The organism is Streptomyces sp. RKND-216, from assembly GCF_004795255.1.
Taxonomy (GTDB): Bacteria; Actinomycetota; Actinomycetes; order Streptomycetales; family Streptomycetaceae; genus Streptomyces; species Streptomyces hazeniae.
Map to the genome: position 1 here is coordinate 2,941,342 of NZ_SSBQ01000002.1, position 26,318 is coordinate 2,967,659.

Below are 26,318 nucleotides of genomic sequence, written 5' to 3' on the forward strand. Positions count from 1 at the left end.
GCGCCCCGCACCGCGAAGGGGTCAGCCCTCCCCGCGTCGTCGGACCGGTTCGACGACGGTGGCCCGCATGACGTGGTCGAGGTCGGTGCGCATGCCGCGCATCTCCTCACCCATGTCGGCCGTCCGGCGACTCATCTCACAGACCAGCCGCTCGGTGTTCGCCATGCGCCGGTCGATCCGCTCCATCCGGACCGACATGCGGTGGATCACCGGACCCAGCTCCTGGAACATCGCGCCGATGTCCCCGACGGCCGACTCCAGCTTGGCCACACGCGGTTCGAGTGCCGACGACACCGGCGCGGCCTCCGCCTCGACGTCGAGCAGGTACGCGCGCACGCGCCGTGCGACCTCGCTGTCCCGCAGCAGCATCGCCACATTGAGCACCGTGCGACGGGTGTAGAGAGCGAGGCTCCGCTGCCTCTGTGGATAACTCTTTGCGTTTGCGTTTGAGACCCTCAAGTTGAAGGTCGCAAACTCCTGCAGGTCAGGACCCTGAAGGACGCGGAGACCGTTGTTCTCCAGCTCCTCGCGATGGCGCCTGGCCACGTTGTACACAGCCTTCTCGCTCACCTCGAAGTACGCGGCGACGTCCCGCGTCGTCGCGTGGAGACCGTCCGGCGCGAGGGCCAGCGTCTTCACCTTGTCGAGGACCTCGACGTGGTGGCTCATGCCGGAGCGCGCCGAGCGCGACTCCAGCAGGACGGATTCGGAGTACATGAAGCAACCCCTCCCGGGGCTCATACGGACAGGACGATGACGCCCCACTCACCCGGGGGCCGATCGGGTGTCCGTATCCAGGAGCCAGGAGCGGAGATCAGCTCATCCGGTCACGTACTGCACCACCGGCGAGAACGGGCTCGAACCCGCCTCGACCGGCCACCGCCACTTCACACACTCTCGTCGCCACACACTCGGGTCGCCTCCGCGCAGACTGTGCAACGAGCGGACAGTCGTACGGTTACGCCGCGCGTGTGCGAAGCGTCGTCACTGGGCGAGGAGCTTCTCCAGGACGAGCGCGATGCCGTCGTCCGCGTTCGACGTGGTGACCTCGTCGGCAACGGACCGCAGCTCCGGGTGGGCGTTCTCCATCGCCACGCCGTGCGCGGCCCAGCCGAACATGGGAATGTCGTTGGGCATGTCGCCGAAGGCGATCGTCTGCGAAGCGTGCACGCCCAGCCGCCGGGCGGCCAGCGAGAGGCCCTTGGCCTTGCTGAGGCCGAGCGGAAGGATCTCCACGATGCGCGGCCCGGAGACGGTGATGCTCACCAGGTCGCCGGCGGCCTCGCGGGCGGCACGGCCCAGGTCGTCGTCGCTGAGAGTCGGGTGCTGGATGTACAGCTTGTTCAGCGGCTCCGCCCAGGCGTGGGCCATGCTCTCCAGCGGCACGGACGGCAGCAGCCCCTCGCCCTCCCCGTAGCCGGGGCCGATCAGCACCTGGCCGTCCACGCCGTCACGGGAGACGGCGAGCGCCAGGGGGCCGACGGCGTCCTCGATCCGCGCGAGCGCCAGCTCGGCCAGCCGCCGGTCCAGGGTGACCGAGGTGAGCAGGCGCCGTTCGCCCGCGTGGTAGAGCTGCGCGCCCTGCCCACACACGGCCAGGCCCTCGTGACCCAGCATCTCCAGCACCGGACGCGTCCACGGCACCGAGCGGCCGGTCACCACCAGGTGGGCCGCGCCGCGCGCGCAGGCCGCCTCCAGGGCAGCCCGCGTCCGCGGGGAGACGGTCTCGTCGGGGCCCAGCAGCGTGCCGTCGAGATCCGTCGCGATCAGCTTGTACGGGAAGGGCGCGGGGGAGGCGGTCACGTGGCGACCGGCTCCAGCACCTCGCGTCCGCCCAGGTACGGCCGCAGCACCTCGGGCACCCGCACCGAACCGTCGACCTGCTGGTGGTTCTCCAGCAGCGCGACGATGGTGCGCGGCACCGCGCACAGCGTGCCGTTGAGGGTGGCGAGCGGGCGGGCCCTGCCGCCCTCGCCGCGCATCCGGACCGCCAGCCGGCGGGCCTGGAACTCGTTGCAGTTGGACGCCGAGGTCAGCTCGCGGTACTTGCCCTGCGTCGGGATCCACGCCTCGCAGTCGTATTTGCGCGAGGCGGAGGCGCCCAGGTCGCCGGTGGCCACGTCGATCACCTGGAACGGCAGGCCCAGCGACGTCAGCCACTGCTTCTCCCAGTCCAGCAGGCGCGTGTGCTCGGCCTCGGCGTCCTCCGGCGCGACGAAGGAGAACATCTCCACCTTGTCGAACTGGTGCACGCGGAAGATGCCGCGGGTGTCCTTGCCGTAGCTGCCGGCCTCGCGGCGGAAGCACGGCGAGAAGCCCGCGTAGCGCAGCGGCAGCCGGCCGCCGTCCAGGATCTCGTCCATGTGGTACGCGGCGAGCGGCACCTCCGAGGTGCCGACGAGGTACAGGTCGTCCTGCTCCAGGTGGTAGACGTCCTGCGCGGCCTGGCCGAGGAAGCCGGTGCCCTCCATGGAGGCGGGCTTGACCAGTGCCGGGGTCAGCATCGGGGTGAAGCCGGCCTCCGTGGCCTGGGCGAGGGCGGCGTTCACCAGGGCCAGTTCCAGCAGGGCGCCGACGCCGGTGAGGTAGTAGAAGCGCGAGCCGGAGACCTTGGCGCCGCGCTCCATGTCGATCGCGCCGAGCAGGCCGCCCAGCTCCAGGTGGTCGCGCGGGGTGAAGCCCTCGGCGTCGAAGTCGCGCTTCTCGCCGAGGGTCTCCAGGACGGTGAAGTCCTCCTCGCCGCCGACCGGGACGTCGGGGTGCACCAGGTTGCCCAGGCGCAGCAGCAGCTGCTGGGCCTCGGCGGCGGCCTCGTCCTGCTCGGCGTCGGCGGCCTTCACGGCGGCGGACAGCTCGCGGGTGCGCTCCAGCAGGGCGGTCTTCTCCTCGCCCTGCGCCTTGGCGACCTGCTTGCCGAGCTGCTTCTGCTCGGCTCGCAGTTCGTCGAAGCGGACGCTGGAGGACCGGCGGCGCTCGTCGGCGGAGAGGAGGGCGTCGACGAGGTCGACGTCCTCTCCTCGGGCACGCTGGGAGGCGCGCACACGGTCGGGGTCCTCGCGAAGCAGTCGAAGGTCAATCACGCCGTCAGACTACCCGGCCCGACCTCCCGCGATCGACCTGAAATCCCTTTCCCTCCCGCTATGTCCCATTCGGGGCAAATAGGGAAACTCGGGAATCCCGGGAATCGTGGCGCGGAGTGGGGCGAGGTGGAATTCTCGGCAGGAGCGGCCGTCCCCAGCGGGCTCGCGGGGGCGTGCTCACCCCTGAGTTATCCACAGTGCGAGTGGGTGCTCGCTGAATTGTCCACAGGTGGGACGGGTCGAGCTGTGGACAATTCAAGATCCCTCGTCGGCGCCTTCCGGGGCACGTGGAATTCCTGTTTCAAACCCCGGATGCCCACTCATTCGAGCGGGATTGACTCACCCTTGAGGGTTGATCACGGGAATTGAGGTGACGTACGCTCGCGTGCCACCGTGTGGGTGACTCTGAGGTCTCCATGCGGTTTTGTCGACAGTGTCCGCTTCGCGTGTCGACTTGTGCACAGGCGGAACGGAGCACCTGACTCCGCCTGTGGATAACTCTGTGGACAAGACAGCGCGTCCCAGGCCGCAGCGCTGGGGCGGCTACGGACGGCCGTCGAGGCACCTCGTCAGCCAGTCGGCGGCGGCCACGAACTCCTCGTCGGTCGTCCCCGGCCGCAGCGTCGGCCGCACTTCGTCCGCGCGCGGGTACGAGCCGAGGAACCGCACCTGCTGACAGGCCCGCTTGAGCCCCATCAGCACGTCCCCGACCCGGCGGTCCGCCACGTGCCCCTCGCAGTCGACCGAGAAGCAGTAGCGGCCGATGCCCTCCCCGGTGGGACGCGACTCGATGCGCATCATGTTGACCCCGCGCGCCGCGTACTCCTGGAGCAGCTCCAGCAACGCACCCGGGTGGTCCTCGCGCAGCCACATCACCACCGACGTCTTGTCGGAACCGGTCGGCGCCGACGGCCGCGCCGGGCGGCCGACCAGCACGAACCGCGTCTGCGCGTTCTCCGCGTCGTGGATGTCCGTGACCAGCGGCTCCAGCCCGTACGTCGCCGCGGCGAACTCCCCGGCGAACGCCCCGTCGAACCGCCCCTCCTGCACCAGCCGGGCACCGTCCGCGTTGGAGGCGGCCGACTCCCACTGGGCCTCCGGCAGATGGCGGGCCATCCACTTCCGCACCTGCGGCTGCGCCACCGGGTGCCCGGTCACCGTCTTCACCGCGTCCAGCGTGGTGCCGGGCCGGACCAGCAGCGCGAACGCGATGGGCAGCAGCACCTCGCGGTAGATCATCAGCGGCTCGCCGCTCGCCAGCTCGTCCAGAGTGGCGGTCACCCCGCCCTCCACCGAGTTCTCGATCGGCACCAGGGCAGCCGCCGCCTCACCCGCGCGTACGGCGTCCAGCGCGGCCGGGACCGAGACCATCGGCACGAGCTCGCGCGTCGCGGCTTCGGGAAGCGTGCGCAGGGCCGCCTCGGTGAAGGTCCCCTCGGGACCGAGATAGGAGAAACGGCTCGCGGGTGACGGTGACATGCAGCACAGCGTAGTGCGGTGAACAGCGTCGACCTGCCGCGTCTCAGCCCTCGAACAGCCGCTGACCCACGTACTCGCCCGTCGCCGGCCCGCCCGGCACGGCGAACAGTCCGCTCGCCTCGTGCCGGAGGAACCGGGACAGCGCGTCCCCGCTGTCCAGCTTCCGCTGCACCGGCACGAAGCCGGTCAGCGGGTCCGCCTGCCAGGCCACGAAGAGCAGACCGGCGTCCGGCGCACCGTCCTCGCGCAGCCCGTCGTGGTAGGAGAAGGGACGCCGCAGCATCGCCGCCCCGCCGTTGGTCTCCGGCGCGGCCACCCGTACGTGGGCGTCGGCGGCGATCGCGGGCCTGCCGGAGGAGTCACGGGCCTCCAGGTCCACCGCGGTGTCCTCGGTGGCGTCCGGGCCGCCGGAGAGCGGGGCGCCGTCGGACTTGCGGCGGCCGATCACCTGCTCCTGCTCCTGCAGCGGCGTGCCGTCCCAGGCGTCCAGCAGCATGCGGATGCGGCGCACGACCGCGTACGAACCGCCCGCCATCCAGTCCGGCTCGCCGTCGCGCGGGACGAAGATCCGGTCCGCGAAGTCGTCGTCGGCGGGCTTGGGGTTGTTGGTGCCGTCGACCTGGCCCATCAGGTTGCGGGGTGTCATGGGCCGGGCGGTGGCGCCCGGGGTGCGGTTGAAGCCGGCCATCTCCCAGCGGGGCCGGGCTGCCTCACCGGCCTCGGCGCGGAGCACGCGCAGCGCGTGGAGGGCGACCAGCGGGTCGTCCGCGCCGATCTGCACCCACAGATCGCCGTCTGACCGGTCCGGGTCGAGCGCGTCCGCGGTGAAACGGGGCAGCGGGCGCAGCGCGTCCGGCATCCGGTCGGTGAGACCCGTGCGGGCGAAGAGGCTGCGGCCGAAGCCGAAGGTGACGGTGAGCGAGCACGGCCCGGCGTCCAGCGCGATCCCGGACGCCGGGCCGTCCACCGGGCTGTCGGTGCCGACGGCGTCCATCAGCCGTTCGGCGGCGTCCGACCAGCGGCGCAGCAGCGCGGCGGCCTCCGCCCGTCCCGCGGTGGGGGCGAGGTCGAAGGCGACGAGGCGGCCGTGCGCCTGGAGCGGCGTGGTGATGCCGCACTGGTGGGTGCCGCGGAAGGCCACCCGGCCGGTGCCGACGGTGTTCAGCGCGGTGGGCGGGGTGTCCGAGGTGGCGGCGTGCGCGAGGGCGCCGGTGGTGCCGCCGAGGGCGAGGCCGGTGGCCCCGGCGGCGCCGGCCGCACCGAGCAGCCGGCGGCGGGAGAGCGCGGGCGCGGTGCTCGTGGTGGGGGCCGGTGAGGCCGGTGCGGGGGCGGTGGGCTGGGCTTTCTTGGACATGGGTGCGGTGCCTGTCGTGGATCAGCCGATGCGGACGGTACGGGTCTTGGTGGTCTGGTCGATGTCGGAGGTCCGGACGGTGAGGGCCATCTCCCAGGCGCCGGGGACGGGAAGCCGGAGGCCGGTCGTGCGCCAGCGGCCCGGGCGGTCCTCGCGTGGGACGACGCGCAGCGGACCGATGTCCTGGGCGGGGAGCGTGAACGATACCCGCACCTCCGGGACGTCCAGCGGCTTCCCGGACGGGTCGGTGAGTCGCAGGTCGAGCGTGTTGCGGCCGGTGCCACCGGGGTCGAGGGTCACCTTCGCCCTCCCCTTCCCCTGCGGGCCCCCGGTGTCGAAGGGCACGGTCAGCTCGCGCGGTCCGGCCGGCGCGGTCGCCGAGGGCCCGGTGCCGGTGTCCCCCGCCTGTGCCGTGCGGGCGGGCTCGGTGCCGGTGAGCAGGGTGGTGGCGGCCAGCACGGCGACCGCGAGGCCGGTCTCGACCAGCACCGTGCGGCGCAGGCCGCGCCGGTCCGGGTCCGCGTCGCGCGCGCGGCGGCGCCGCGCCGCCTCCACGGCCGCGCGCTGCCGAGCCAGTTGCGCCGCCCGAGCGGGGTCGGCGCCGGGGGCGTCCGTCCCGGTGGGGGAGTTCGCGGCGGTGCTGCTCGCGCCGGTCGGGACCCCTTCCGGGGCCCGGTGTCCGGAAGCGGCGACAGGGGCGACAGACGAGGAGCCCGAACGCGTCGGTGGTCGAGCAGGCACCGTGGCCGACCGTCCGTCCGGCGCGTCGGTGCAGGAGTCCGCCGCCGTGGTGAGTGCCTCCGCGGGGTGGGGCCCGTCGCCGTCGGACGGACGGGTGACGCGCTCCTCCTCCGGGTGCGGAGCAGCCGGCTGCTCCGGTAGGTCCACCTCGGACCGGGCGCCGGACGGCTCCGACGTGTTGCCGGTGGGGGCCTGGTGCGGCGGGGCCACCGCCTCCCCGGGCGGATGTGCCGAGCCGGTGTCCGGTGCGGCAGCCGGCGCCCCGGTGGTCGGTGCGGTGGCGCGGGCCGCCCCCGACGTGCCTGCCGGGGCGGGGTGCACGGCGCGCTTCGCGCCGGTCCGCGCCGCTGACCACGCCGCTTGGTCCGGTGGGGCGCGGTGGGTATCGGCCGCCGGTGCCGTCGTGCGGTCCGGTGCCGTCAGGCGGGTGACCCAGCGGCGGGAGCCGTATGCCGCGACGAGGAGGAGCGCGATGAGGGCGAGCTTGAGCAGGAGCAGGCGCCCGTAGTCGGTGCCGGTGAGGGCGGACCAGGAACCGACCTGGCGCCACGACTGGTACGTCCCGGTGAGCGCCAGCACCACGACGCCGGCCGGTGCGATGCGGGAGAAGCGGCGTGCGGCCGTCGCCGGGACGTCGCCGGTGCCGGAGCGGAGGGCGACGGCGAGCGTGGTGAGGCCGCCGAGCCAGGCCGCGGCGGCGAGCAGGTGGACGACGTCCACGGGCATGGCGACGGCCGTCTGGATGCCGCTGGAGGCGTGTTCGGAGGCCGCCCAGGTGACGGCCAGGCCGGTGGAGACCACGCCGCCGCCGAGGCTGAGGCCGATCACCAGGTCCCGCCGCCGCGCCGGGTCGCCGTCGCCGTCGTTCCCCCGGCCGTCGTCGGCGGCCGTCCGGGCGTACGTGCCGAAGAGCACGGCGGTGAACAGGGCGGCCGCGGCGAGCAGCAGCAGCCGGGAGACCAGCGCGGTGCCGGTCTTGGTGTCGACGACGTCCGCGATCCCGCCGAGGTCGAAGGCGTCGGCGAGTCGGCCGGAGCCGGTGTACGGCGTGCGCAGCAGCAGCATGGCCAGGGTGGCGGCGGTCACGGCGACCCAGCCGCCGGTGACGAGGCGCTGCACGGCACGCACCCGCGTCCCCTGCGGCCAGCAGGCGAGGACGAATCCGGCGCCGCCGACGAGCAGCAGGAACCCGGCGTAGGCGATGCAGCGGGCGAAGTCGTAGAGGACGCCCACCGCGCCGCCGCCCGCCTCCTGGTCGGGGAGGGCGACGGTGGTCTTCGAGGGGGCGCCGACGGAGAAGGTGAAGGCACCGGAGATGGGGTGGCTGTCGGCGGAGACGACCTGCCAGGCGACGGTATAGGTGCCGTCGGCCAGGCCGTCGCGCAGCGGGGTGGCGTACCGGGCGTCGCCGCTGGAGGCGCCGCTGCGCTCGCGTGTCCCGCCGGTGTCGACGCGGCTGCCGTCGGGGGCGAGGACGCGTACCGAGTCGTCGGAGAGCTGGACGGCTTCGGAGAAGGTGAGGACGACGTCCTCGGGCTGCGCGTCCACCACCGCACCGGCCGCGGGGGTGCTGCCGGTGAGGACGGCGTGCGCGGCTGCGGGCGGCGCGGCGCCGAGCAGGTACGCGCAGAGCGCCGAGAGGACGGCGAGCACGCCGAGCGTGCCGTGCGTCGGGGTGCGGCGCCGGCCGCGGTGGGCGGTGGTGGACGGCATGGTCACGACCTGTCTCAGTGGTGGTCCTCGTGTCCGCCGTCGCCCTCGTGGCTGCCGGAGTCGCTGGAGTCGCCGGATTCACGGGGGTCTCCGGCGGACGGATCGTGGTGGGTGGCCTTGACGGGGACCTCGACGGTGACCGGATCGTGGTGCGCGAAGTGCAGCTTCATCCGCACCGTGTCGCCCTCGGCGGGCTTCCGGTCCAGGTCGTGGAACATCAGGTGATTGCCGCCGCGGCGCAGTTCGAGCTTCCCGTCGGCGGGCACGGGCAGCGAGTCGACCCGCTGCATCTGCCCGTCGACGGTCCGGTGCATGTCGACCGACTCGGCCAGGCCGCTGGTGACCTCGGTCAGGCGGTCGTCCTTCGGGCCGTGGTTCCGGACGACGAAGTAGCCGCCTGCCATGTCGGTCATGAGCGGCGCCGGCATGTACGCGCCGGTGACCTGGAGGCCCTGCTCGTGCCCGGTGTCGCCCCCGTGTCCCGCCTGCGCCGACGTGCCGGTGGAGCAGGCACCGAGGGCGAGGGCGCCGGTCAGCGCGAGGGACGCGGCGGTGGCCGTACGGCCGTGGTGGCGGCGCGGGTCGCGGGCGCGGGTCGCGTTCACGGCGTCTCCCCCTTGATGATCTTCGGCAGTTCCTTCCCGAGGATCTGCGGGGTGGCCGAGCCCTCGGTGTACAGCACATGCCCCTTGTCGTCCTTCGGGGAGAAGGCGAGGACCTGGCCGCCGTGGGTGGAGACGACGTCGCCGTTCTTCTTCTCGTAGGACTCCTCGATGTGGACGCCGACGCCGCGGGCTGCGGCCTGGATGGTGTCGAAGTCGCCGGTCAGCCCGATGAAGGACGGATCGTGCATGCCCAGCCAGGCGTCGAGGCGCTTCGGGGTGTCGCGTTCGGGGTCGGTGGTGACGAAGACGACGCGTAGCTTCCGCTGCTGCTCCTCGCTGAGTTCGGCCTTGGCCACGGCGATGTTGCTCATCGTCAGCGGACACACGTCGGGGCAGTTGGTGTAGCCGAAGAAGAGGAGCGTCGGGTGGCCCTTCGTCTCCTCGATCAGGTCGAACTCCTCGCCCGTGTCGCTGGTGAGGGTGAGGTCGGGCTTCGGGAAGGGCGTGTCGAGGGTGACGCCGCCGCGCGCCTGGTCGGCGCCCTCGACGGAGGCGACGTCGGACGTGCCGCCGGTCGAGGTGTCGCCGCCGCAGGCGGTCAGGGCGAGGGCCGCCGTCAGGACGACGGCGGCCGCACTCAGTACTCGGGTGGTGCGCATGACTCGGTCTTACCTGGCTTTCTTCTCTGGGTCAGGCGCCGCGACGGCGGCCGGCGAAGATGCCGAACGCGATTCCGGCGATGCCGACGGCGATGCCGGCGACGGCGAGGACGCGGGCGGTGGTGTCGGTGCCGCCGGAGGTGTCGGCAGCGGTTTCCTGCGTGCCGTCGGCTCCGGCCTTCGGGGCGTCGGCGTCGGCGGCCTTGTCGTCGCCGCCGTGGCTGTGGCCGTGGCCGGGTGCGAGCTGGAGGACGGGGGCGGGGTGCTCCGGCTCGGCGGCGCCGTCCCCGGGCACCTCGATCCAGCGCACGACCTCGCCGCCCTCGTAGGTCTGCAGGGCCTTGAAGGCGAGCTGGTCGGCGTCCTGAGGCAACCGGCCCATGGAGACGGGGAACTGCTGGAAGCGGCCCGGCTCGATCTCGCCGCCGCTCCAGGTGATCTTGGTGACGGCTTCGGTGATCTGCTTGCCGTGCTGCTCGATCGGCTCGTCCAGCTCGGACTTGGTGACTTCGACGTCCCAGCCGGGCACGGCCTGCGGCTGCACGGACGTCAGCGGGTGCTCCGGCGGCAGGCTGACCTCGAGCTTGACGGTGCCGGCGTCGTCCCGCTCGTTGGGGACCTTGAAGTTGACGACGCTGTAGCCGCCCTGCTCGGCCTGGTCGGGGTCGACCGTGACGTGCGCGGCGGCCGGGCCGGCGCAGAGCAGCACGGCGGCGGCCGTGAGGGCGCCGGTGGCGGCGGCACGGCGGCCGAGGACGGCGGGGAAGCGACTGGCGGTCGGGGCAGTGGTCATGACGGGCGTTCTTTCCTCTCGCGAAGGAGCCCACTCCCGGGCACGCGGGGCGTGGCCGGATACGGTCCGGCGCATCGGAGGCGTGGACCGGCGCGCGACGGCGCAGGGGCGGGGAAGGGGGTCGGCAGCGTGCGACACCGCCTTCGGACCGCCGGGCGCGTCGGTGCGCGGGCGCGTCCGGTTGCGCCGGAGCGCGCGGCTGCGCGCGGGCGCCCCCGGCCGGGGTGCGGGTGTCAGGCCGCCAGGTGCAGGTCGTCCCTGGCCCGCGGCGGGCCGCGCCGGGTCACGGCCCCGGTCAGCGGCGCGGACGGCCCGCCGGGCGTCCGGTCCCGGTCGGGGCGACGTACGGCGTCCTGGCCGTGGCCGCCACTGGCGGTCAGGCCGCGGCGCAGGGCGCCCAGCAGCCGTACGGCCGCGCGCAGCGCCCGTACGGTCAGCAGCTCCTCCGCCGCGCGGGCGGTGGTGGCGGACAGCCGCACCAGCCGCCACAGGGCGGCTTCGCCGCGGCGCAGCAGCCAGCCGAGCGCGACGGCGGCGAGGAGGTGGCCGAGCAGCATGGGGAGGGACAGCTGGGCGAGCGCCGAGTCCAGGGCGTTCGGTACGGCGTCCGCACCGCCCGCGTGTGCGGGGGCTCCGCCTGCCCCCGGCGCGGCGGGCCCGGTGGGGAGCCCGGCGTCGGCGACGATCCGCCGCGCCTCGCCCTCGCTGAGGGCCCGTCCGCCGTCGCCGCAGAGCAGCGTGCGGGCCAGCGCGGTGACACCGTGGACGTCCGGCCGGGCGGGCGGGGCCGAGGCCGGGGTGTGCCCGGCGGAGAAGAGGACGTGCAGCACGACCTGTCCCGCGGCGAGCGCGGTGGCGATGCCCGGCAGCGCACGCTCCCGCCCGGCGAGCGGTGCTGCGGCGGCGAGGACGACGGCGCAGCCGGCGCCGAGGGTCCACAGTGGCACGGGGACACCGGCGGCCGCGGAGTGTCCGGCGGCGGACAGCAGCACACAGACCGCGGTGAACACCGCGGCCCGCAGCAGTCTGAGATCCGCACCGGCAGTCATGGCGGCGTCATCATCTCACCGGCTTCTCCCCTCGCCCCCGGCAGGGCCCGGGAGCGGGGCGCGGCGGGAGAAGGTGACCTGGGCCTTGGGGGCGTGTGCGGGTGGCCGTACACCGGGCGGACAGCCGGGCGCGTCCGCCGATCGGGGGGTACCGAAGGGTCGGGGCTTATCCGGCGACCCCCTTGGCAATAGGTACGGGTATGGCCGGACGGGCCCTCGTGGTCCGACGTCGAGCCGCGGCCTGGAGGCTGAGCATGAGCATCTGGTGGTCTCTGCACCTGCGTCGTGAGGCGGCCACGGTGCCCCTCGCCCGGCGGATGCTGCTCGGCGCGATGGACTCGGCCGGGGTGGACCCGGAAATCTCGTACGACCTCGCGGTCGCTCTGTCGGAGGCCTGCGCCAACGCCGTGGAGCACGGCAGCGGCGGCGCGGACGGGTACCGGGTGACGGCCTGCATCGACGGCGACACCTGCCACATCGAGGTGACGGACGGCGGTCCGGGATTCCCCGCGGCGAGCGCCGGCCGTCCAGCCGCGCCCCCGCCGCCCGGAGCGGCGGCCGCGGACGCCGAGGACGGGCGCGGCATGTACCTGATCGAGACGCTCGCGGATCACGTCCGCTTCGCCAACAGGCCGCAGCAGGGCGGGGCCGTGGTGAGCTTCGACAAGATCCTCAAGTGGCGCGACGACGCGCTGGTCCGCGCCGGCTGAGACGCGTCGCAGCCCCCTCTCGCCCGCCCGTGGGGTGGGGCCTTACTGCCCCACGTCTCGGAGAACACCCTGCGCGCGCGAGTGAACCTCCGATATAGTCAACCTGGTTGACCATAAGGAGAGGGAGCTGCGCGGCCGTGATCGAAGGGGTGGAGGAGGACGGGTGCCGGGCGCGTCGCGCGGGACCACCCGAGGCGCTCCGGCACCCGTCGCGCCGCCGACGCACGGCGTGCGCCCTCCGCCGCCCCGGCGCCGACAGCGCGCCCGACCGGGAGGCGACTCCGTCACCCGGGCCCACGGCTGAAGAGAGGAACCGACCACGATGTTCGTCCGCCATGACGTCGCGTCCGCCCCGGAGGGGGCACGCCCGCACCTCGAGAACACGGCCCGGGGCTTCGGCTTCGTCCCCGCGCCGGTCGCGATGATGGCCGAGTCGCCGGAACTGCTCGAAGGGTTCCTGACAGGAAGCCAGCTGTTCGACAAGACGTCGTTCACCCTGCTCGAACGCGAGGTGCTGATCCTCACGATGGCCAGCTCGGTGGAATGCCACTACTGCGTGGCGATGCACTCCGCGATGCTCACCCGGTCGGGCACGGACGCCTCCCTCGTCGACGCGCTGCGGGAACGCCGGCCACTGGAGGACACGCGGCTCGAGGCACTCCGCGTCTTCACCCTCGCCGTCATGGCCGGCTGCGGCAGCGTCCGGCCGGACCTCATGCAGGGCTTCCTGGATGCCGGGTACACGCGCCGGAACGCCCTGGAGGTCGTGCTCGGCCTGGGCGTCTACACCCTCTCGACCTACTCGAACCGCATGACGGAGGCACCGGTCGACGAGCCCTTCCGGGCCTTCGCCTGGCACCCGCAGCACTGAGGCCGGCCCCCGACCGGCGCAGAGGTCACGCGCCCAGCCAGTCCCCCATCCCGTCGAGGCCGCCGTGTCGGCCCAGTCGGGCCAGGGCGTCCTCCATCCCGTCCATCTCGCCCGGCCCCACCACCGCGGCCCACTCGTCGCGGAGATGGTTGAGGATGTCGCCGGAGAGGGCCAGTGCTTCCACGCCCCGGGCCGTCAGGGCGACCGCGCGCTGGCGCTGGTCGCGCGGGTCCGGCCTCCGTTCGGCGTAGCCCAGCCGTTCGAGCGTGGTGACGGTCTTGCTGGCGGCCTGCTTCGAGACGCCGAGCCGCCGGGCGAGATCGGAGACGCCGCCGCCCCTGCTGATCATCTGCATCGCCATGCCGTGGGCGGGGCGCAGGTCTCCGTGGCCCGCCTCGGCGAGCCGCACGTGCAGTTCGTCGATGAGGGCGCGGAACGCCGACAGGAGGAGGAAGGGAAGCGCGTTTCCGGGACGTGCGGAAGGGGGCATGGCGGACCAGGGACTCCGGCGGTGTGCGGCGACGCTGCGGGCACGTCGTAACGGGTGCGGCCGCCGCGCGACGACGCGGGGGGCGCGACGACACGGGTGCCGCGCGTCCAGCGTAGACGTCCGGAGGTCCGTGGGGCCCGCCCCCATCGGCGGGGGCCGGGTCAGCCCAGCTGGTCGCGGAGGAAGGCCGCCGACTGCTCCGGGGTGTACGCCTGCGCCTGCAGCCGCGTCATGATCATCGAGTACTGGTCGATCTCCGCCTGCCGGTCCAGGTAGACCGCGCTGGTCAAGTGCTCCAGGTACACCTTGTCCGGCAGCGTCGGCTCGTGGAAGCGCAGGATGGTGATCGGGGAGCCCGCTGCCGCGGCGCTCACCTCGAACGGGGCGATCTGGAGTGTGACGTGGGGCAGTTCGCCGACCTCCAGCAGGTGTTCGAGCTGGGCGCGCATGACGGCTTCGCCGCCGAACGGGCGGCGCAGGACGGCCTCGTCGACCACGGCCCACAGCTTCGGTCCGCCTGCGCGGTGCAGCAGCTGCTGGCGGCGCATCCGCAGGTCGACCAGCCGGTCGATCTTGCGCGGGGAGGCGTTCGGGTAGCCGAGCCGGCTGACGGCGTACGCGTACTCCTCGGTCTGCAGCAGGCCGGGCAGGAACTGCACTTCGTAGGTCCGGATGAGGGAGGCGGCCTCCTCGAGGCCGATGTGGAGCTCGAACCACTCCTCCAGGACGTCGCTGTACTGGTGCCACCAGCCGGGCGCGTTGGCCTTGCGGGCGAGCTCGAAGTACTCGGTGCGCGTCCCCTCGTCGAGCACGTGGTAGAGAGTGAGGAGGTCGGCCAGGTCGCGGTGCTTGGAGGCAACCTGGCCGCGCTCCAGCCGGCTGATCTTGGCGTGAGAGCCGCGGATGTGCTTGCCGGCGTCCTCACGGGTGATGTCGAGGTCCTGACGGAGCCTGCGCAGCCGCGCGCCCAGCAGGATGCGCAGAGCTGTGGGACCGACCTCGTCCTGCGGGGGAAGGTCGCCTCCGGACGGTGCGCCGATCGGCCGCGGCATCGCGGGCATGTCCAACTCCCCAGGTGTGGCCGGTGGATAGCACAGTGTCGCACCTGTGGGGGTGTCAGGTACAGCTTTCCGGACGGGTTCGTCCGTTTCAGGCGAGGGTGCCCTCGGTGACCAGTCCGTCGAACTCGCCGTCCTTGATGCCTCCCAGCAGTGCGGCGATCTCCTCGCGGCTGTGAACCAGCGCGGGTCCGGACGGGAAGCGGGAGTTGCGGACGGCGACCCGGCCGCCGGGGAGGGCCGCGAGTTCGACGCAGTTGCCGCCGGGGGCGCTCCGTCCGCTCTTGCGCCACACGGCTCCGGTGATCCGGTCCGCGCGGACTCCGTTGTCGATCTGCATCCCGACGTCTCCTTCGCAGAGGGGGGCCGGCGTACGGAGCCCGTACGACCGTGCTGCAACTGCGGCTGCAAGTGCAGGTGTTCTTACCGATGTGCGCACAACTGTAATTGCATTCGTGCTTGCACGGCCAGAGTTCGGAGGAGGAGACCGGTACTGATCGTTCAACGTCCCTTTCCGGCAGAGAAGTTGACGTTGCAGAATGACCGGAAGCCGCCCGGCCCGGGAGACTACGATCCGCGCATCGGACGGTGACCACGGCGACCTGACAGGGGCACACATGGGCGGCAACCTCGACCACGAACCGGCGGCCGGGCCTGCCGCGGCAGAACGCGACCTGGGGCTGGACACGCACCACTCCGCGCGGATCTACGACTACTTCCTCGGCGGCAAGACCAACTACCCGCCGGACCGCGAGGTCGGGGAGAAGCTCCTGGCCGCCTTCCCGGGCTTCCGTACCGCGGCGCGCACCAACCGCGCCTTCATGCACCGGGCCGCCCACCACCTCGCCGAGCGGGGCATCCGCCAGTTCCTCGACATCGGCACCGGCATCCCCACCAGCCCCAACCTGCACGAGGTGGTGCAGGCCGTCGCCCCCGACAGCCGGGTGGTCTACGCGGACAACGACCCGATCGTCCTGGCGCACGCGCGGGCACTGCTCACCAGCGCCCCCGAGGGCCGCACCGCGTACGTCGACGCGGACATCATGAAGCCGCGCGACATCCTGGACTCGCCGCAGCTCCGCGAGACCCTCGACATGGCGCAGCCGGTGGCGCTGAGCCTGGTCGGCCTCTTCCACTACATCACCGACGACCAGCAGCCCTACGACCTGGTGCGCGCCCTGGTGGACGAGCTCGCTCCCGGCTCGTACCTGGTCTTCTCCCACTGCACGCCGGACTTCGCGCCGGAGGAGTGGAAGAGCGCCATCCAGGTCTACAAGGCGGACGGCGGCAACGCGCAGGTGCGCAGCCGCGCCGAGATCGAGCGGTTCTTCGACGGCCTGGAGCTGGTCGAGCCGGGCGTGGAGGTGCCGCACCGCTGGCACCCAGACGCGGACACCGAGCGCCTGGTGGACATCGGCAGCCTGGACGACGCGGCCGTCAGCCTGTGGGCCGGGGTGGCGCTCAAGCACTGACCCGCGCGCCGCACCCGAGCGAGCCCGGACACTCAAGCGCCCCCGGGACGTCGTCCCGGGGGCGCTCCTGCTGGGGCGCGCGTCAGCCGTGCGTGGCCGCCGCGTCCGCCGCTTCGGTCGTCACCGGGCCGACGCCGGCGGGCGCGGTGGCGCCGGGCTTCCCGCTGCCGGGCTTGCCGCCGCCGGTCAGACGGCGGGCCAGCGGCTCCGTCCAGCGTGCGGCGAGCGGGCCGATGACGACCAGCAGCAGCACGTACGCCGTGGCCAGCGGACCGATCCGCGGTTCCACGCTCACTGCCAGGCCGGCGATGACGATGGAGAACTCACCGCGGGCCACCAGCGTGCCGCCTGCCCGCCAGCGGCCGGCCGTCTTGATGTTCGCGCGCCGGGCGGCGTACCAGCCGGTGGCGATCTTGGTGCAGGCGGTCACCACGGCCAGCACGAGTGCCGGCAGCAGCACGCCCGGGATCTTGGACGGATCGGTGTGGAGGCCGAAGAAGACGAAGAAGACGGCGGCGAACAGGTCGCGCAGCGGGGTGAGGAGGTTGTGCGCGCCCTCCGCCACCTCGCCGGACAGGGCGATGCCGACGAGGAAGGCGCCGACCGCGGCCGAGACCTGGAGCTCCTGCGCGACGCCCGCGACCAGGAGCGTCAGCCCCAGGACGACGAGGAGCAGCATCTCCGGGTTGTCGGAGGAGACGGCCTTGCTGATGTGGCGGCCGTGCCGCAGGGCCAGGTAGAGGACGGCGCCGACGGTGCCCAGGGAGATGAGCAGGGTGATGCTGCCGCCGGTCAGGCTGACACCGGCCAGCAGGGCGGTGAGGATCGGCAGGTAGACCGCCATGGCCAGGTCCTCGATGACGAGCACGCCGAGGACGACGGGGGTCTCGCGGTTGCCGAGACGTCCGAGGTCGCCGAGCACCTTGGCGATCACGCCGGAGGAGGAGATCCAGGTGACGCCGGCCAGGGCGACGGCGGCCACCGGGCCCCAGCCGAGTATCAGCGCGGCCGCGGCTCCGGGCAGCGCGTTGAGCACGAAGTCGACGACGCCGGACGGATACTGCGTGCGCAGGTTGGTGACCAGCTCGCTGGCCGTGTACTCCAGCCCGAGGAGGAGCAGGAGCAGGATGACGCCGATCTCGGCGCCGGTCGCGACGAACTCCTCGCTGGCGCCGAGGGGCAGTACACCGCCGTGGCCGAAGGCCAGGCCGGCCAGCAGGTAGAGCGGGATCGGCGAGAAGCCGATGCGCCCCGCGAGTCGGCCGAGGATGCCCAGGCCGAGGATGATGGCGCCCAGTTCGATGAGCATGGCGGTGGTGTCGTGCACGGGCTGGTCATCCTCCGGCGATCAGTTCGGCGACGGCGTCGACGCCTTCGCGGGTGCCGACGACGACGAGGACGTCACCGGCGGCGAAACGGAAGTCGGGGGTGGGCGAGGGCTCTGCTGCGGTCCGGCGCAGCACGGCGACGATGGACGCGCCGGTCCGGGAGCGGACCTGGGTGTCCCCGAGCGTGCGGCCCCTGTACGGCGACCGGTTGGTCACCTCGATGTGTTCGGTGACCAGGTCGAGCTCGAGATGCTGGTGGATGTGGGCGACGGGGTCGGGGACGAGCAGCTGGGCGAGTGCGGTGGCCTCGTTGGGTTCGAGCGGCGCCGCGTCCTTGCAGGCGTCGTCGTCCTCCGGGTCGTGGAAGGCGAGGATCCGGCGGCCGTCCTGATGGGCGACGACGGACAGGTGGTGTCCGGCGTCGGTGTTCAGGTCGTACCGGGCGCCGACCCCGGGGAGAACGGTCTTGCGGGAGTGGGCGGTGGGCTCCATGGGCGGGCTCCAGGTGACGGTGTGCCGGTCGTGGCGCGGCACCGGCGCCCGTGCGGTACGGACCGGTGGCCGCGGTGGACGAGTATGACGCCGCCCGGGTCGGGACACGAGGCGGTGGTGCGTTCCCTTTCACGGGCCGCCTGGGGGTGACTTTTGACCAACACATTACCCGACGGCATTGTTCCCAAAAGGCGTCTTTTCGGATGCAGTGGGGCGAAAGTCCGTCCCGGTGGGGCGAAGTTGGCTGTAGGAGGCACGGAGAAAGCGGAACAGCCGCCCGCCCCACCGGGCCGGTGGGGCGGGCGGCTGCCGCATCTGCTCCCGACGCAGGGTCAGCTCTTCAGACGGGCCATCCACTCCTCGACGTCGCCGCTGGTGCGCGGCAGCGCGGCCGACAGGTTCCGGTTGCCGTCCTCGGTCACCAGGAGGTCGTCCTCGATGCGGACGCCGATGCCGCGGTACTCCTCCGGCACCGTCAGGTCGTCCGGTTGGAAGTACAGGCCCGGCTCGACGGTCAGGCACATGCCCGGCTCCAGCGTGCCCTCCGCGTACGCCTCGCGGCGGGCGGCGGCACAGTCGTGCACGTCCATGCCCAGCATGTGACCCGTGCCGTGCAGCGTCCAGCGGCGCTGGAGGCCGAGCTCCAGCACCTTCTCGACCGGGCCTTCCAGCAGGCCCCATTCGACGAGGCGGGTCGCCAGCACGCGCTGCGCGGCCTCGTGGAAGTCGAGGTACTTCGCACCCGGCTTCACCGCGGCGATACCGGCCTCCTGGGCCTCGTACACCGCGTCGTAGATCTTCCGCTGGAGGTCGCTGAAACGGCCGTCGACGGGCAGCGTGCGGGTCACGTCGGCGGTGTAGTAGGTGTGCGTCTCCACGCCGGCGTCCAGCAGCAGCAGGTCCCCGGAGCGGACGGGGCCGTCGTTGCGCACCCAGTGCAGGGTGGTCGCGTGCGGGCCGGAGGCGCAGATCGAGCCGTAGCCGACGTCGTTGCCCTCGACACGAGCGCGGAGAAAGAAGGTGCCCTCGATGTAGCGCTCGGAGGTCGCCTCGGCGCGGTCCAGGACCCTCACCACGTCCTCGAAGCCGCGGACCGTGGAGTCCACCGCCTTCTGCAGCTCGCCGACCTCGAAGTCGTCCTTGACCAGGCGGGCCTCGGACAGATAGGTGCGCAGCTCGTCGTCGCGCTCCCTGGTCACCTTGTCGGTGAGCGCAGCCTCGACGGCCGCGTCGTGTCCGCGCACCACGCGGACCGGTCCGGTGGCTTCGCGCAGTTCCTCGGCGACCTTGCGGACGTCCTTGCAGGGCAGGCCGTACAGCCGTTCGCTCTCGGTGAGGCTGTTGCGCCGGCCCACCCACAGCTCGCCCTGGCCTCCGAGCCAGAACTCGCCGTTGTCCCGGTCGGAGCGGGGAAGCAGGTAGAGCGCGGCGTCGTGGCCGCCGGCCGCCTTCGGCTCCATGACCAGCACGCCGTCCTCGGTCTGGTTGCCGGTCAGCCAGGCGTACTCGACGGAGGCGCGGAAGGGGTAGTCGGTGTCGTTGGAGCGGACCTTGAGGTTGCCCGCGGGGACCACCAGCCGCTCGCCGGGGAAGCGCTCGGACAGCGCGGCGCGGCGGGCGGCGGTCCGCCCGGCCTGCGGGACCGGGGAGAGGTCGGTGCGCTCGGTGTCGGCCCAGCCGGTGCGCATGTTCTCGGCGAGCTCGTCGGAGACGCCCGGATACAGGCCGTTCTTCCGCTGCTTGACCGGCTGCTCCTCGGCCGTCTGCTCGTCGGTGGTGTGCTCGTCGGCCGTGTGCTCCTCGGCGGCTGCCACGTCGCTCCTCCTCGTGCGGGTGTCCGGACCGCCCTCCATCGTATGGCGGCGGCCCGCGCCGTACAGGGGCAAAAGCCTGTGACGTTTCTGTCAGCGGGGCGGCCGGGGGCGCGCGGCGGGCGGGCGGCAAAGGCCCCGCGCCGCGGGGACGGGACGGCAGGTGGAACGTCCGCCCAGTTCAGAAGCGTGCCACGAGCAGGACGACGTCCTCCGGATCGTCCACACGGTCACGGCCGTCGGGCAGCATCGTGTGCAGCACGTGGTCGGCGAGCAGCTCGGGGTCGTCGCGGACTGCCGCCGGCGCCGCGGACACCACCGCGTGCAGCCGCGCGTAGGCCCGGTCGGTGGACTCGCCGGTCCGGCGCAGCAGGCCGTCGCTGTAGAGCAGCAGCGTCTCCCCGCCGCGGACCGACAGCTCCACGCTCGGCGCCTCCCAGCAGGCCAGCATGCCGAGCGGCGCGGAGAGGGAGGTCTCCACCCACTCCGTTCGGTCCGGGCCGACGATCAGCGGCGGGCAGTGCCCGGCACCTGCGAGAACGATTCTGCGGGCGGCGGGCTCGGCATAGGCGAACAGCGCGGTGGCTGTACGCGCCGGCTCCGTGAGGCGCAGCAGCAGCTCCAGGTCGGAGAGGACGGCGACCGGGTCCTCGCCCTCCATCACCGCGTACGCGCGCAGCGAGGCACGCAGTCGGCCCATCGCGGCCATCGCACCCGGTCCGGCGCCCGTGACGCCGCCGACGGCGAGGCCGAGGGCTCCCTCGGGCAGCGGCAACGCGTCGTACCAGTCGCCGCCGCCGCGCGGCCCGGTGCGGTGCCGCACCGCCATCCGTACGCCGGGCATCCGGGGGAGCCGGCCGGGCAGCAGCTCCTCGCGGACGGTCGCGATCTCCTCGCGGGCACGGGCCAGCTCCAGTGTGCGGGCCAGGTGCTCGGTGGCGCAGCGCGCGTAGAGCTCCAGCAGGTGCCGCTGGCGGCGGGTGGGCTCGGCCGGCTCGTCGTACAGCCAGACGGCCACGCCCAGCCGGGTGCCGTCGTGCGTGGTCAGGGGGAGCGCGTAGCTGGCGCCGAAGCCGAGGCGGGCCGCGACCTCGCGGTGCCGGGGGTCGAGGGTCTCGTCGCCGGGGATGTCGGGGTGCACGAGGCCGAGGTCGGCCTGCGGCTCCGGCTCCACGTCGTCCGCAACGCCGGCCTCGCCGGTGGCGGGTGCCCCGGGCACGGTGGGGGTGTCGTGGCCGGTGGGGGTGTCCGGCCCGTCGCCGCCCAGGTCCGCGGTGGTACGGGTACCGGGCCGGCCCTCGACGGCGAGGCCGGTCGGCAGGTCGTTCGGGGTGCTGGGGGTGCTGCCGTGGGGGATGTCGCTCGCGAGCCCGGTCCGCAGGCCGCCGGGGAGACAGTCCTCCAGGCCGTCGAGCAGCCGGGTGCGGGAGGCCGACTCGCGCGGCACCGTCTCGATCTGGCCGAGATCGGCCGCCGCCAGGCCGAGCCCGACGGTGTGCTCGGTACCCAGGCCGTCGGCGGGGGCCAGCGTGACCAGGCCGCGGCGGGCGCCCACCAGCGTGGCACCGGCGGCCAGGGTCTCGCGCAGCGCGGCATCGAGTTCGTCCGTGCGGGCGAGGCGTTCGGTGAGGTCGTGAAGAGTGGTGAGGTCGGCGATCCAGCCGGCCAGGCGGTCCTGGACCGCGGCGAGGCGGTCGACCGGGGAAGTTTGTGAGGGAGGCGTAAGTGTAGAGCTGAAACCGGCCACTTTCGGGAGATGTGGGGTGCTCATGGGTGGTGGCTTTCAGCCGAGTTCACTCTTCTCGATAGCATCGCAAACCCCCATGTCATGGTGCTCCGCTATGAATGCATCCAGATGTACACGCACCGATGTGACGATGTCCAGCATTGTCCCCAGGGGTTCGATGGTGTCCCTGTGACGCCCTCACTCACAGGGGGCAGGCCGAGAGCGTTTCAGTTTGGCTGAAAAATCACCCCCGCTCGGAGGTTTTACGGTCGACTGGGCGGAGCAGTACAACCCGGCTCCCGTCGCGGTCCGAAAGAGGCGGCGGAGCGGCCCGGGTGGAGAGTCACCCCGTCCGTTGCGGGTACGGAACTCAAGAGGAAGCCCGCGCGTCCCAGTCCGCGACGGCCGTGCCCCATCGAAGCGGCGGGCAGTCACGATGTGGAGAGCGCCCCGTGCGCGCCACCCCCCGCCAGGTACCACGCTTGTCCGGCGACATGATCCCGTGATCGCCCGAAGCAGCGCTTCGCCCGTCGTACGCATGCGGTGTGAAGCGATGCCAGAACCACGCGCCAACGATGGGTTCGACGATCCGAAGTACCGAGAAGATCCGGCGTTAACGGAAAGGAACGAGCGCTCATGCGCGAGATCCTCGGAAGGCGACGCATGACCCGGTCATCGCTGCGGAACGCAGCGCTCACCTGTGCCACCCGCTGGCACTGGCCTGTGCTCCCCGGCGCGTCGATCCGCCTGAACGGCGGACACGGGCCGACGGCCCCCTCGCTCGCGCCCGGCTCCCCCACGCCCGGCTCCCCGGAAACCACTCCCACCGACCTCACGACCGACCTCACAGCGGGCTGCTCCTGCGGCGACCCGGAGTGCGTGGTGCCCGGGGCGCATCCCCTCGACCCCGTGCTGCTGGCCGCGACCACCGACGCCCGGATGGTCGACTGGTGGTGGACGCGTCGCCCCGACGCCTCACTGCTGCTCGCCACCGGCGCGGCCACCCGCGCGGGGCGTGCCCCGTGCGCGCTGAGTCTGCCCGCGGCGGCCGGCCGCGCCGCGCTCGCGGAGTTCGACCGGCTCGGCGTCCGCGTCGGGCCGGTGATCGCCATGCCCACCCGGTACGCGCTGCTGGTCCGCCCGTACGAACTCGCGGAACTCGGCGAACTCCTCTACGCCCAGGACCGGGTGCCCAGTTCGCTGCGCTTCCACGGCGACGGCGGCTATGCGGCGCTGCCACCGACCCCGGCGGCCACCGGCGGCGTCCACTGGGTGCGACCGCCCGAGGCCGAACCCGCGGCAGCCGTCGCGGAGCCCGTTGCGCGGCCCGGTACGGAGCCGAGCGCGGCGCCTGGCAGGAAGCCGGTCGGTTCCGCCCCGTGGCTGCCGCGGATGGAGACCCTGGTCGAGACGCTCATCGAGGCGAGCACCGAGACGCCGGACACCGGCAGCCGACTGGCCTACTGAGACCGGGCTCGTGTGCCGCGTACCGGCGGGGGCCGTGGGCCGCCGCCGGCGCTCGGCGTGGGGGCGGCACGTCCGGCGGCGTCGGACCGGAGGATGACCGTGCCGTGCACGGGTACCGGGCGTCCGGCGCGAAAGCGCATACGTGACGCGGACATCAAAAAGCCCGGTCGCTGGCGACGGGGGATGCACCAGCGACCGGGCACTTAGAACGGTAGCAAGAGATCGGCCATACGCAAACTCGCCGCCCCCAGCTCCGGACAGCGAACTACTCGCTGGTACACGACCGGTGGGCGCGACGGAAGGTCGCCGAGCACCCACCGGATTCGTACGAAACCCGCACGCGGTCGCCACGGAACCGCCACGATCGGGCGCGCGGATTCCGCTTGGCGGTGCCTTGAGCAGGGAGAGCAGGGGCGGACCAGCTGCGCGGCGTTCTCAGCTCAGGGTGACCTGGCGGTTGGTGAGACCGCTGCGCGCCTTGCGTTCCTGCGCGGTCAGCGGCTCCGTCGCCTTGAGCGCCACGGCCAGTCGCTCCGCGAACTCCTCCGTTGGCTTCTCGCAGTCCTCCGCCGTCATCGCGCTCGGCAGGTCCCACACCGGCACGGTCAGCCCATGCGCCCGGAACGAGCCGACCAGGCGGGTGTCCGTACCCAGCGAGGACGTACCGGCCGCATGCAGACGCGCCAGCGCGTCGAGCAGCTCCTCCTCCGGGTGCCCCATCACCCAGCGCAGGTGGTTCTTGTCGGGCGTCTCGCACCAGTACGCGCCCTCGACCCCGGAGAGCCGCGCGGTGGGGATGGCCGCGGCGTTGGCCCGCTCCAGAGAGGCCGCGACCTCGCCCGTCGCCTTCTCCGCGTCGTCGATCCAGAACTCGAAGCCCGTGTGCACCTGCGGGACGAACGGCGCCTCGTCGTCGAGGAGGTCCTGGAGGCGCGGCCCGTCGGTCGCCCCCCGCGCCGCACTCACCGGTGTACCCGGGTCCGCCTCCAGCGCCCGCGTCAGCACGTCCGCCAGGTCGCGGCTGAGATCGCCGGAGGCGGTGTCGTTCTGCAGGCCGAGCAGCACCTCGCCGTCGTCCCGCCGCAGCGCGGGCCAGGCCATCGGCAGCACGGTCGCCAGCCGCACGGCCGGGACGCCCTCCGGCAGCCCGTCCTTGAGGGTCAGCTCCACCGTCGCGGCCGGCACCAGTTCGCGCAGCGCGACCCAGTCCGCCTCGCCGGGCAGCCCCTCGAACGGGCGCTGGACCAGTTCCGTCGCGGCCTGCGCGGCGGCGCGGCCGTGGCACGCCTTGTACCGGCGGCCGGAGCCGCACGGGCACGGCTCGCGCGCACCGACGACGGGGATCTCCCCGTCCACGCGCTGCGGTGTGCCGGCTTTCGTCTGGGGGCGGCGCTTCTTGGCCATGCGTGCGGTACTCCCGGTCTGCGGACGGTCACTCTTCCGCCGCGAGCCTAGCCCCCCGCCGCGCCTCAGCCGTACCGCCGGACGGCGCGCGCCCCGGGGTTCCGGCCTCTGGGACGGGGCCGTCCTTTTCAGAGGAACGCATCTCACCCGCGGGAGGGACGGCCGTCACGTCGCGCGGCCGGACCGGGCCCGAAACCGTACCCGGCAGCGGGCGCCGGCCGTGCCGGTCCTCCCGGCGCGCAGCCGTCCGGCCGGCCATCGAGCCGTCTCCCGCGCGCGGTTCGCCGCACGCCGTGCGGGGTTCGCCTCACGCCGTGCGGGGTTCGCCTCACGCCGTGCAGGGTTCGCCTCACGCCGTTCCGAGGCCGCCCAGCTCTCCGAGCTCCTCGTCCAGGTCCGTGAGATCCAGCCCGGCCAGCGCCCCGCCGAATCCCTCGCCCCCGGCCGAGAGCACCGCCCACACCGTGACCCCCGCAGGCCGCGCGCCCAGCACGCCGTCCGTGCGGGGAGCCCGTCTGGCGGCGACGTTCAGGTGCTCGTCGACACCCCAGTCCCGCGCGAGGGAAGTGATGATCGCCAGCCCTCGCCCGCCGCGTGCCGTGACCGACGGCTTCGACGGCATCGGCCGTGTCGGCCCGCCCCCGTCCGTGACCGCTATGGTCAGCTCGCCGCCGGGCGCGCAGCTCCACGCCGCGCGCACGTACTCCTCGGTCTCCTCGGCCGTCCCCGCGCGCAGCGGACGGGCGTGTCTGCACGCGTTGCTGAGTAGTTCGGAAAGGATCAGAACGGCGTCGTCGACCAGACCTTCCGGTGCCCCGTACGCACGCAGTTCGGCGCGCATTTGGCGCCGTGCCGTGCCCACACCGGCCGGACCATGAGGCACGGCCATGGTCGACGACGAAGTAGGCACCTCCTGTGCCACCACCAACGCCACCCCCGAGACCTCCTTTGCCATGCCAGAGGGATGGATGCCCAAGGCCGGGCGGCAGGAAACCGGACGTTCTTCCTCTCTTGACGTTTTCGTGGTGATCCACTACATCCTCAGTGCGCCGGTGCACGCCCCGCCGTACGCAACCCGCCGAGCGCGCCCGGCAGTTGTCCGGGCGAGTCACCGGAGCGCGGCGAGCTGCTCCCGTACCTGCTGCGGGCGGTTGGTGATGATCGCGTCCACCCCGAGGCGTGCGCACAGGACGACGTCCGCGGGCTCGTCCACCGTCCACACGTGCACCTCGTTGCCCGCGCGGTGGGCCCGGTCCACGTACTCGGGGTGCGCGCGCAGGATGCGTACGCTCGGCCCGGCAATCCGCACCCCGGCCGGCAGCCGCCCGTCGCGGAGCTGCGGCAGCAGGAGCTGCATCAGGAACACGGTCGGCAGTTCCGGCGCGGCCAGCCGCACGCGGTGCAGCGAGCGCGCGGAGAAACTCATCACCCGCACCGGCGAGTCGAGCCGGTACCGGTCGAGGAGGTCGAGCAGGCATTCCTCGACCTGACCCGCCCAGCGCGTGGGGTGCTTGGTCTCGATCGCGAGCCCCACCGGACGTCCGGCTTCCGCGACCAGTTGCAGCAGGCGCTCCAGCGTCAGCACCGCGGTGCGCTCGGCGCGCGCGTCCGGCCCGCTGTCGGTGTCCGGGGACTCGTACGGGTCGGTGCCCGGCTCCTCCCCCGCCCGCGCACCGCCGTGCCGCAGCTTCCAGGAGCCGAAGTCGAGTTCGGCCAGATCGGCCAGTTCGAGACGGGAGACCGCGCCCCGGCCGTTGGACGTCCGGTTGATGCGCCGGTCGTGCACGCACACCAGGTGGCCGTCCGCGGTGAGCCGCACGTCGCACTCCAGCGCGTCGGCGCCGTCCTCGATGGCCTTCCGGTACGCCGCCAGAGTGTGCTCCGGCGCGTCCTCGGAGGAGCCGCGGTGGGCCACGACGGCGATACGGTCGGCCGTACGTGCGGCCAGGGGCCGCACCGCCCGGCGGATCTCATGCCTCACCGGGATATCGTGCCACCCACCGCGCGCCGTCGGGC

Annotated in this window: 24 protein-coding genes; 4 read left to right on the forward strand and 20 right to left on the reverse strand. The window is 73.1% G+C overall.

The window, feature by feature from the left end; all coding sequences use genetic code 11:
• Positions 1 to 21: 21 nt before the first annotated feature.
• From E4198_RS13125 to E4198_RS13170, 10 genes are all read right to left on the reverse strand, one after another.
• Complete coding sequence (locus E4198_RS13125) at positions 22 to 717, reverse strand: hypothetical protein (protein ID WP_136183312.1); 696 nt, start codon at positions 715 to 717, stop codon at positions 22 to 24.
• A 267-nt stretch (positions 718 to 984) separates the two neighbouring features.
• Positions 985 to 1,803: an HAD family hydrolase gene (locus E4198_RS13130; protein WP_136183313.1), complete on the reverse strand. Its 819-nt coding sequence runs from the start codon at positions 1,801 to 1,803 to the stop codon at positions 985 to 987.
• Entirely contained in the window at positions 1,800 to 3,080 is a 1,281-nt protein-coding gene (gene serS, locus E4198_RS13135) for a serine--tRNA ligase (RefSeq protein ID WP_136183314.1), read from the reverse strand. The genes E4198_RS13130 and serS overlap by 4 nt, the downstream gene beginning before the upstream one ends.
• A 543-nt stretch (positions 3,081 to 3,623) precedes the next feature.
• A complete protein-coding gene (gene pheA / locus E4198_RS13140) occupies positions 3,624 to 4,559 on the reverse strand; it encodes a prephenate dehydratase (protein WP_136183315.1) in 936 nt (311 codons plus the stop codon).
• 43 nt (positions 4,560 to 4,602) lie between these two features.
• A complete protein-coding gene (gene efeB, locus E4198_RS13145; protein ID WP_136183316.1) occupies positions 4,603 to 5,913 on the reverse strand; it encodes an iron uptake transporter deferrochelatase/peroxidase subunit in 1,311 nt (436 codons plus the stop codon).
• A 21-nt stretch (positions 5,914 to 5,934) separates the two neighbouring features.
• Positions 5,935 to 8,367 (reverse strand): FixH family protein, encoded by a 2,433-nt coding sequence (locus E4198_RS13150; RefSeq protein ID WP_136183317.1) that lies wholly within the window; start codon positions 8,365 to 8,367, stop codon positions 5,935 to 5,937.
• 14 nt (positions 8,368 to 8,381) lie between these two features.
• Positions 8,382 to 8,972: a copper chaperone PCu(A)C gene (locus E4198_RS13155; protein WP_136183318.1), complete on the reverse strand. Its 591-nt coding sequence runs from the start codon at positions 8,970 to 8,972 to the stop codon at positions 8,382 to 8,384.
• Positions 8,969 to 9,631 (reverse strand): SCO family protein, encoded by a 663-nt coding sequence (locus E4198_RS13160; protein WP_136183319.1) that lies wholly within the window; start codon positions 9,629 to 9,631, stop codon positions 8,969 to 8,971. Before E4198_RS13160 ends, E4198_RS13155 begins: the two co-directional genes overlap by 4 nt.
• Before the next feature lie 31 nt (positions 9,632 to 9,662).
• Positions 9,663 to 10,424, reverse strand: a complete 762-nt coding sequence (locus E4198_RS13165) for a YcnI family protein (protein WP_136183320.1) — start codon at positions 10,422 to 10,424, stop codon at positions 9,663 to 9,665.
• A gap of 233 nt (positions 10,425 to 10,657) precedes the next feature.
• Positions 10,658 to 11,473 carry a hypothetical protein gene (locus tag E4198_RS13170; protein ID WP_136183321.1) on the reverse strand — a complete coding sequence of 272 codons (816 nt, stop codon included), beginning with the start codon at positions 11,471 to 11,473 and terminating at the stop codon, positions 10,658 to 10,660.
• 254 nt (positions 11,474 to 11,727) lie between these two features.
• Between E4198_RS13170 and E4198_RS13175 the strand changes: the two genes are divergently transcribed.
• Both E4198_RS13175 and E4198_RS13180 read left to right on the forward strand, forming a co-directional pair.
• Positions 11,728 to 12,183 (forward strand): ATP-binding protein, encoded by a 456-nt coding sequence (locus tag E4198_RS13175; protein WP_136183322.1) that lies wholly within the window; start codon positions 11,728 to 11,730, stop codon positions 12,181 to 12,183.
• Between the two features lie 322 nt (positions 12,184 to 12,505).
• On the forward strand, positions 12,506 to 13,054 hold the full coding sequence (locus tag E4198_RS13180; protein WP_136183323.1) for a carboxymuconolactone decarboxylase family protein: 549 nt from the start codon (positions 12,506 to 12,508) through the stop codon (positions 13,052 to 13,054).
• A 25-nt stretch (positions 13,055 to 13,079) separates the two neighbouring features.
• Here E4198_RS13180 and E4198_RS13185 read toward each other — a convergent pair whose 3' ends face one another.
• From E4198_RS13185 to E4198_RS13195, 3 genes are all read right to left on the reverse strand, one after another.
• Positions 13,080 to 13,544: a MarR family transcriptional regulator gene (locus tag E4198_RS13185; protein ID WP_136183324.1), complete on the reverse strand. Its 465-nt coding sequence runs from the start codon at positions 13,542 to 13,544 to the stop codon at positions 13,080 to 13,082.
• 161 nt (positions 13,545 to 13,705) lie between these two features.
• A complete protein-coding gene (locus E4198_RS13190) occupies positions 13,706 to 14,596 on the reverse strand; it encodes a DUF5753 domain-containing protein (protein ID WP_247597918.1) in 891 nt (296 codons plus the stop codon).
• 97 nt (positions 14,597 to 14,693) lie between these two features.
• Positions 14,694 to 14,942 (reverse strand): DUF397 domain-containing protein, encoded by a 249-nt coding sequence (locus E4198_RS13195; RefSeq protein ID WP_136183326.1) that lies wholly within the window; start codon positions 14,940 to 14,942, stop codon positions 14,694 to 14,696.
• Positions 14,943 to 15,219: 277 nt separating this feature from the next.
• On the opposite strand from E4198_RS13195, the gene E4198_RS13200 reads away from it, so the two are divergent.
• A complete protein-coding gene (locus tag E4198_RS13200) occupies positions 15,220 to 16,074 on the forward strand; it encodes an SAM-dependent methyltransferase (RefSeq protein WP_136183327.1) in 855 nt (284 codons plus the stop codon).
• Between the two features lie 82 nt (positions 16,075 to 16,156).
• Here the strand turns inward: E4198_RS13200 and E4198_RS13205 are convergent, their stop codons facing one another.
• The 4 genes from E4198_RS13205 to E4198_RS13220 form a co-directional block, all read right to left on the reverse strand.
• Entirely contained in the window at positions 16,157 to 17,401 is a 1,245-nt protein-coding gene (locus tag E4198_RS13205; RefSeq protein WP_136183328.1) for a cation:proton antiporter, read from the reverse strand.
• Between the two features lie 7 nt (positions 17,402 to 17,408).
• Positions 17,409 to 17,894 carry a TrkA C-terminal domain-containing protein gene (locus E4198_RS13210; protein WP_136183329.1) on the reverse strand — a complete coding sequence of 162 codons (486 nt, stop codon included), beginning with the start codon at positions 17,892 to 17,894 and terminating at the stop codon, positions 17,409 to 17,411.
• A 332-nt stretch (positions 17,895 to 18,226) separates the two neighbouring features.
• Positions 18,227 to 19,708 (reverse strand): aminopeptidase P family protein, encoded by a 1,482-nt coding sequence (locus E4198_RS13215; protein ID WP_247597660.1) that lies wholly within the window; start codon positions 19,706 to 19,708, stop codon positions 18,227 to 18,229.
• A gap of 178 nt (positions 19,709 to 19,886) precedes the next feature.
• Complete coding sequence (locus E4198_RS13220; RefSeq protein WP_136183331.1) at positions 19,887 to 21,476, reverse strand: PP2C family protein-serine/threonine phosphatase; 1,590 nt, start codon at positions 21,474 to 21,476, stop codon at positions 19,887 to 19,889.
• A 591-nt stretch (positions 21,477 to 22,067) separates the two neighbouring features.
• Between E4198_RS13220 and E4198_RS13225 the strand changes: the two genes are divergently transcribed.
• Positions 22,068 to 22,898, forward strand: a complete 831-nt coding sequence (locus tag E4198_RS13225) for a bifunctional DNA primase/polymerase (protein WP_136183332.1) — start codon at positions 22,068 to 22,070, stop codon at positions 22,896 to 22,898.
• Positions 22,899 to 23,333: 435 nt separating this feature from the next.
• Here E4198_RS13225 and E4198_RS13230 read toward each other — a convergent pair whose 3' ends face one another.
• The 3 genes from E4198_RS13230 to E4198_RS13240 form a co-directional block, all read right to left on the reverse strand.
• Positions 23,334 to 24,302 carry a DUF5926 family protein gene (locus tag E4198_RS13230; RefSeq protein WP_136183333.1) on the reverse strand — a complete coding sequence of 323 codons (969 nt, stop codon included), beginning with the start codon at positions 24,300 to 24,302 and terminating at the stop codon, positions 23,334 to 23,336.
• A 349-nt stretch (positions 24,303 to 24,651) separates the two neighbouring features.
• Positions 24,652 to 25,257, reverse strand: a complete 606-nt coding sequence (locus E4198_RS13235) for an ATP-binding protein (protein ID WP_210732819.1) — start codon at positions 25,255 to 25,257, stop codon at positions 24,652 to 24,654.
• A gap of 153 nt (positions 25,258 to 25,410) precedes the next feature.
• Complete coding sequence (locus E4198_RS13240; protein ID WP_136185359.1) at positions 25,411 to 26,250, reverse strand: glycerophosphodiester phosphodiesterase family protein; 840 nt, start codon at positions 26,248 to 26,250, stop codon at positions 25,411 to 25,413.
• Between the last annotated feature and the right edge of the window lie 68 nt (positions 26,251 to 26,318).